General features: G+C 49.5%; 6 protein-coding genes, 1 tRNA gene and 1 pseudogene. 6 read left to right on the forward strand and 2 right to left on the reverse strand.

Features of this window, described 5'->3' with window-relative positions; all coding sequences use genetic code 11:
* Positions 1–327, reverse strand: a pseudogene (locus F1593_RS26715) (hypothetical protein); the annotation flags it as partial.
* Between the two features lie 257 nt (positions 328–584).
* Between F1593_RS26715 and F1593_RS26720 the strand changes: the two are divergent.
* The 6 genes from F1593_RS26720 to F1593_RS26745 all read left to right on the forward strand — a co-directional run bounded on the left by F1593_RS26720 (position 585) and on the right by F1593_RS26745 (position 7,157).
* A complete protein-coding gene (locus tag F1593_RS26720; protein ID WP_149404606.1) occupies positions 585–1,427 on the forward strand; it encodes a hypothetical protein in 843 nt (280 codons plus the stop codon).
* Positions 1,428–1,455: 28 nt separating this feature from the next.
* The gene (locus tag F1593_RS30035; RefSeq protein WP_172632481.1) at positions 1,456–1,662 is read left to right on the forward strand and encodes a helix-turn-helix domain-containing protein; all 207 of its coding nucleotides are present in this window, start codon (positions 1,456–1,458) and stop codon (positions 1,660–1,662) included.
* An 88-nt stretch (positions 1,663–1,750) separates the two neighbouring features.
* Positions 1,751–3,418, forward strand: a complete 1,668-nt coding sequence (locus tag F1593_RS26730; protein ID WP_149404608.1) for an AAA family ATPase — start codon at positions 1,751–1,753, stop codon at positions 3,416–3,418.
* A complete protein-coding gene (locus tag F1593_RS26735) occupies positions 3,415–4,668 on the forward strand; it encodes a hypothetical protein (RefSeq protein WP_149404609.1) in 1,254 nt (417 codons plus the stop codon). The genes F1593_RS26730 and F1593_RS26735 overlap by 4 nt, the downstream gene beginning before the upstream one ends.
* A 267-nt stretch (positions 4,669–4,935) precedes the next feature.
* Positions 4,936–5,754, forward strand: a complete 819-nt coding sequence (locus F1593_RS26740) for a hypothetical protein (protein WP_149404610.1) — start codon at positions 4,936–4,938, stop codon at positions 5,752–5,754.
* 254 nt (positions 5,755–6,008) lie between these two features.
* On the forward strand, positions 6,009–7,157 hold the full coding sequence (locus tag F1593_RS26745) for a tyrosine-type recombinase/integrase (protein ID WP_149404611.1): 1,149 nt from the start codon (positions 6,009–6,011) through the stop codon (positions 7,155–7,157).
* Positions 7,158–7,263: 106 nt separating this feature from the next.
* Here F1593_RS26745 and F1593_RS26750 read toward each other — a convergent pair.
* Positions 7,264–7,337: transfer RNA gene (locus tag F1593_RS26750), tRNA-Arg, on the reverse strand.
* Positions 7,338–7,571 lie beyond the last annotated feature (234 nt).

Consider the following 7,571-nt stretch of genomic DNA (forward strand, 5'->3'; position numbering starts at 1 on the left):
AGCAAGATATCGACTCAAGGTGGAGCGATGGGGCAGCTTGCTGCGACCAAAGAGGGCCATAAAGGCCGATGCAAACGGCAGCAGCCGCTCGTAAAACGCGAGTAGGGTGGGTTCTGCACTCACAGCGTAGCCGAGAAGGACGGCAACAACATCAATGAGCTCATAGGTCCCGAAGCGCGCACGCGCAAAACGAACCTGCTCCTCAATGAGCTTGAGGACGCCTGATGAGGTCAAGACCTGCGCCACAATGGCGACCTCGCCAAACCAGTTGGGAACGGAGGGCCGATCTTCTGATGCGCTCTGGAGATGGACGGATGGATGTGTCATACTACCTGTATTCTCCTGAGAAGTAGGATTGGATCATTTTCTTCTTCTAAGGAGACATATATTTGCCTGGTTTGGCAAGGATTTTTCCCTCTTTTATCCGTTTGTACTTATGCTACTCGCTTGTTGTTATCATCTCGTTGCGCATCCCGTGGGTAACTACATAGTCTAGAGAACTATAAACAGCTGCAAAAGATACTTGCTTTATGCATGATAGTGCTGTGATACATCAACAGCTTACTACAACAAGGAGAAAACGCATGAGTAACTTACCAATGGACACATTCAATCGCGAGGTAGTCACGATCGACCGTGAATTGAAGAAGCTTGAAACGCAGGATGGTCCCGTTACCGGTTATGATCTCATCGCAAAATGGAATATCACATATGCGAAAATTTCGCATGTGTTAAACAAGCTCCATGCCTTTGCTTTGGAGATGGACATGTATGGAAAGGTTGCACCAATGCTCTATGAACTACAACAACGTGTCGAGCGGCTTCCTTATGTTCCAGATATTCGTGATGTGACACGCGCCCAAAACGTGCTGGCACTCTCGCCTTCAATTGTTGTTACTGAGGATGTGCAGCCTGATAAGCAAGAGCCTGAACTTAAACGAGTAACCGTCGTGCAGAATGATGGAGCCATTCTTTTTGATCAAGATTTTCTCCCGACGGGCATTCAAAAAGGGGCTCTTCCAGCCTGGGATGCTCCCACATCACCAACAACACCATCACTTCCTCTGCCACAAATCTGGGATGATCTCACGAAAGCAATTTCGGGGAAGTACATTCTTGCCTATGATTTTGTATTGATCCAAATGCAATTAGAAGTGACTGCACTACGTTTCCAGCTTCCTATTCCAGTGCTGATTGGAGAGTCCATTTTAGATTTGTACTTTGCATACCACGGAACCAATGTCCTTCCGACCATAGACGAGCCAGGAGGCGCGTTTCCGATCCCAACGGCCTTCTATAATCAGCTCGGTGCACCTTTTTCACGGGACGCCTCTTACACGCCCGTAGAACGTGCAGCACGCATTCTCCATATCCTCCAGGGAATAGCAAATTGCACACTTACGACGCCATCACAGCCCAATGAATAGTGGCAATAAAGAAAGAAGAAGGCAACCAATGCAAGAACCATCAGGCTCAACCCCAGCATCGACTCTGCTCACGATACCGCAGGTGGCAGCCTACCTCGACATCTCTAGGGGTCAAGTTTACAAGCTCATATATAGTGGCTTGCCTACGATTAATTTGGGACGTTTAGTGCGCATCCACAAGGAGACCCTGGACACCTGGTTAAAGGATCAAGAACAAGACATTCATCACGTGTAATACTTGCTCGTCTGCATGGCGAGAGACGTATGTCCTGTCATGCAGACATGCTACATAGATTGTTTCTTTCAGGGAAAGGATTGACGCTATGGAACCATATGTAAATGAAGATTACCCCCATCTTCAGAATGTGCTCTCGCACCTGAATCATGTTCGGAAATCATCACGCGGCTGGATAGCCTGCTGTCCTGCTCACAATGATCGCCATCCTAGCTTGAGCATTGCTCTTGGCAAAGAAGATAAAGTGTTACTCAATTGCCATGCAGGTTGCCCGATTGAGAATGTTCTCGAGACAGTGGGTCTCACGATGTCAGATCTCTTCCCAACGTCTTCTTTATCGACATCCAAACGGCAACCACGCCCGGGAATCACGCTTCTGGACTTTTCCCAGGATAAAATGCTCCATTGGCGATTTCTTATCAACCAGGGTATCGTCGAGGAACCGGGCCGAGGTTTGCGTATTCCCTACTATAAAGAGGATGGTACGCTTGCGTTGCGCCATCGTATCCGGAGCTCATTGGTTGCCAAAGAGGGTTCCTGGTGGACAAAGGACCCTGGAGAGATCATTCCCTATGGATTAGAACAGTTGGAGAAAGCCCGAGAAGAGGAATACCTCATTCTTGTCGAAGGCGAGACGGATCGTCTCACCTTGCTGTATCACGGTTACCATGCACTTGGAATTCCCGGGTCAGAGATGGTCAAGACAACACTGGCATCTTCCTACCTCAGGGGAATTACCAAACTCTACATCATGCAAGAACCAGACAAAGCGGGTCAACAGTTTGTTGATGCCATTGCCGAGTTGTTACAGTCATGGGATTGGAATGGCGCGGCCTCGGTCGTCACACTGCCCGATGCAAAAGATCCAAATGAGTTACATAAACGTGATTGGAAAGCGTTTAAAACCGTTTTTCAGCAGGCACTCGATCATGCACTGCCACTGTTTCAACCATCGGTACCCGAGACGACTCCAGTACCCTTATCAGAGCAAGACCTCACAGCACCATTTTCGCTTCAGCAATTGCTCCAGTCCCCATTCTCCCCGCTTCATTGGATCGTTCCCAACTTGATTTCAGAGGGGCTACTTTTGCTGGTCGGCAAGCCAAAACAAGGGAAAAGCTGGTTCGCACTTCAATTGGCGATTGCCGTTGCGTCAGGAGGAACGCTGTTTGGGTCCTATACAGCAAACCAGAGCGATGTCTTGTACCTGGCCCTGGAAGATACACCCCAACGCTTACAGGCGCGCGCAAAGCAGTTGCTTGCAACGATGGAGACCATGCCTACCCGACTAGAATTTGCGGTACAACACACACGCTTAGATCCAGCAGGTCTGGCTGAGCTTGAAGCGTACACACAAGCACATCCTAAACTGGGTCTCGTCATCATTGACACGTGGGCCAAACTGGCCCCAATGACACCGCCACGAGCACGGACGCAATATGAGATGGACTATGCAGCCCTGGCTCCACTCAAACAGCTCGCCGATACGCATCATCTCTCGATGCTGGTCATCCATCATTTACGCAAATCATCAGGGCAGGATATTCTCGACCAGATTACTGGATCAACAGGATTAACCGGAGCGATGGATGAAATCCTCTTGCTCAAACGTGAACGAGAACGGGACGAGGCAACCTTGTTCATCACGGGACGAGACATCCAGGAACAAATGCTTTCGCTCACGTTTCATACAACAACTGCCCAATGGACCCTGGCAGAAACGGAAAGTGAAACACACGAAAGGGAAGAGGCATGACACAACACCAACATCCACGCCTTGATGCATTTGTCTCATTAGCATGGTATGACACGCTTTTACGTTTCATCACCAACTTTATTGCCAAGACCTCAGAGCTTCTGCTGGCAGCCGGACTGGTTGTCAGTAGCGCCAACTTTCTCACAGATGGAGCCATTCTAGGAACCACGACAGCAGCATCACAGGCATGGGCCTGGGCGCAAGCGCTTGCGATAGATTCCAGCCTGGCCATCTCCTTTTATCACGTCTTGTTGTGTGTGAAACAACGAGATTGGGTCAAGTGCATACTCTACAGTCTGCTCACCGCTCTTCTGGCACTGGTTGCGGGCACGCTCACAAACATTGACATTTTCAGCCACGCTATGCATGTACCAATAAATCACGCGGTGTCATTGATGGGACTCAATGTCGAAATGCTGAGCAGCTTGCGCTCAATCGCCGTCGTTGGTTTTGTGTTGATGAGCCGCCTGCGGGACGTATCCTTCAAAGACTTCGCAGCCTCAGAATTAGAGACACATCCATCAAAAGATGAGCCAGGAGAATCCCATCAACGAAACCAAGAAACACAACTGCAAGAACGTTCACAAGGTACTGGATCTCCTCACTTTACGATTGAAGATGTGGCGCTGCTCGTGCAGGTACTGGCACGATCAGATGGGGCACTGCGTACCCACATCACCATGGAGCCAGATACGGCGCAAGCTGATCGGGCATCTATTGGTGGAGCCTCACCACCTCACCAACTGGATCAGACAAGGGCGCAGAGCGGAGCCACGACGATGGATCGAACGCCCGGTCAAACAACTCCGCCGGTATCAGATCCACCTCACCAGGAACATCTCAGTGAGCCATCGATGGCACCAGATCCAGTACTGGCGCCACAGCACCACTCGACAGTGACACCAGATCCGTCTGTAGAGCAACCAGGACAAATCCAGCAAGAGCCAGATCCAATTTCTACCCGGCAGCGCCATCACGTCATAGAGCCAGATCCAACGGATCCAGACACTGTGCAGAAGAGTCGAGAGGAACGTCTGACACTTGCCTATCAGGAACTCAGAGCGCAAGGCCATCACAAGATTTCAGGACGAATACTTGCAGAGCGGGCTCATATGCACCGGTCATTCTGTACAGAATGGCTACGTACACATCAGCAGACCCCATCAGCCAGTGAAACGAATGCCATCCCGCAGGCAGAACCAGGCATTGAAGATTCAGAGCAGGAGGATCAAGAAGAAGAACCACTCTAAGCGCACGACACCATGCAGGTCCGCGTACAGGGATAACTATCCCCCGGTTTTCTCCCCGACACACAAAACGGGAGGATACACGCTCCATCGCAGAGATGTACCAGTCCATCAACACCTGAAACAAGGTACGCCGAGGGCATAACCCAGTAGGGAGGCACCTGACCCCTTCCATTCTCTTACCGGTTAACGATTATTGAACTTTCTACCAACCATAGACACAGCATTCACGATCTCGATGACAGACACATCGGGAGAAAGGACCACACCATGAAAGAACCAATACCACACAAAGATAAACCAGTACGCAAAACGCGTTCAGACAAAGGGCATCCACAGCTTACCTCACGTGATGAAGATGTACTTCGTCTGATCGGCGAGCAAACAGCCTACCGTTTTGATCAGTTACAGGGCCTGCTCGCGCGCCATCCTGAGTCCCAATCACAGGATCCAGACGTTCTCTCAGAATCACGCACTCGCGAAATCATTGAACGCTGGAAGATACTGGGTCTGGCAACCTATCAGAAGATCCATTATGACACTCCTGGTTGGATTAGCCTGACAAGAAAGGGCCTCTACCATTGCAATCTTTCTTTACGTTTCATTGATCCACGCCACTCGGACCTGGAGCATCTTTTCTGGATCAATGAAACCCGGATCATGATTGAAGAAACCTATGGATCTTGTCCTGGCTTTCAATGGGAAAGTGAGCGCCAGTACCATGTCACCCGAGACCGATTGAAAGCCCAACAGAGACAAGATCCAGATCTCTGGCTTCCACATGAATATCGGGGGAACCATCTGCCAGATGCCTTGCTCCAGTACCATCTGAAAGACGAGCCAGAGACACCAACCATAACCAGTGCTATTGAGGTGGAACTTTCAGAGAAGTCCTACGCTACCTGGAAGAAGATCTTTCTGGAGCTAATACGTTTCTTCACAAATGCTCATTACTATGTGGATCCGAGTATCAAATCAATGTTCACCAAGGCATTGAATAAATTTCAGAACGAAGACCCCGCCTTTGATGAGCCGAACAAAGAGCAGAGGCAATACATTTATATCCACGACCTAGAACAGCGCTTATAAATTGTCTCATCAATCTCCATCTCGCCAATCTAGAGTACTCTTCAATACCCGTTCCATAAGAAAAAAATCGTGAAAGACTGGTATACAGCGAGACCATCGTGTATCATAGAAAGAGCGCTCGTAATAGACCTGGTAGACGGAGCAAAGCTGGAGAAACAAAGCTCAATCACACAGAGTCATGCGATGAACCTATCTCCAGCTTCAGACTTACCGCAGCACAACAGCCACATAGATCTAAGAGAGGAATACGAACTATGGGTAAACGAGCAAACGGTGAAGGAACCGTCTACCAACGCAAAGATGGACGATGGGTCGCCACCATCACCATAGAACAGGGCAAACGCAAATATCTGTACTTCAAAACACAAAAGGAGGCGATTAAAGCAGCCAGAGAAACGAATAACCTGAAAGATCAGGGGCTATTGCTTACAGGAGAAGATCAAACTATAGAGCTCTTTCTCCGAACCTGGCTTGAGGATACGGCACAACCACGTTTGCGTGAACGCACCTACATTCGCTATCGAGGACTGATAGAGAATCACATCATACCAGCGATCGGGAAAGTGAAGCTACAGAAACTGATGCCACAGCATCTCCAACGGTTATACAACGAGAAACGGAAAGAGGGATATGCCCCTCAGACCATCAAACATATTCATCGGGTCCTTCACCGAGCGTTTCATGATGCGCTCCGCTGGAGTCTGATTACACACAATGTCTGTGATGCGGTTGATGCGCCACGAGTGCCCCGACATGAAATGCAGGTCCTCAACGTTGAGCAAGCACAAAAGCTTCTGCAAATAGCACGGGAAGATCCATTTGAAGCAGTCTATGTCCTGGCCCTGACAACCGGCATGCGCCAGGGTGAATTGCTAGGCTTAAAATGGGAGGATATCTCTCTTGATGGAGGCAAACTCCAGGTCAGGCGCACCATCGCTCGTGTTGGCAAACTGGGCTTTATCACCAATGAACCCAAAACACCCAGGAGCAGGCGTAGCATTTATCTCGCGGATCTTGCCATTGAGGCCCTTAAACGTCATCGGGCGCATCAGTATGAGCTACGACTCAGCGCAGGACCAGCTTGGGAAGATCAGGGATGGGTGTTCTGCAATCAGATAGGAAGGCCAGTGGAGGCTGGCAATTTGATGCGACGATCATTTAAACCGCTCCTCAAAAAAGCTGATGTTCCTGACATCCGTTTTCACGATCTGCGGCACAGTGCAGCAACACTGCTTCTTTCGATGGATGTGCATCCAAAAATTGTCCAGGAACTCCTGGGACATAGCAACATCAGCATGACCCTGGATACCTATTCACATGTCCTGCCATCCTTGCAGGAGCAAGCGGTCACACGGCTAAACACGCTGTTTTCTGCGACAACACCAGGAACAGGTACAAAATAACACAAAAAATCTGTTGCTGTCAGCGTTGATGTCAAGCATTCGATGGGAGGAAAAAATGAGCAAACAATACACGAAAAAACCCGCCATGGGAGCGGGTTGGGAGTAATGCGCCCAGAGGGATTCGAACCCCCGACACTCGGTTCCGAAGACCGATGCTCTAATCCACTGAGCTATGGGCGCGTAACATCGCTACTTTAACACAACGGGCCCGCCTTGTCAACCTGTTTTCAGCTTCGGGCAGGGCTTTTTGGTGTACCCATTTTACCGCGAAAGCTTCCCAAGAAGCAATTCAATTGCTTCTTGGGGGTGAGCACAAAAATGCCGCATTTGTGAAGCAACGTTACGAACAGCAAGCCAATCCATGAGAGCTAAGATCCCTCCGTTCAGAGCTGCAAGTGCTTGTGGTGCATTCTT

Origin of the sequence: Dictyobacter arantiisoli, from assembly GCF_008326305.1 — a bacterium.
GTDB lineage: Bacteria > Chloroflexota > Ktedonobacteria > Ktedonobacterales > Ktedonobacteraceae > Dictyobacter > Dictyobacter arantiisoli.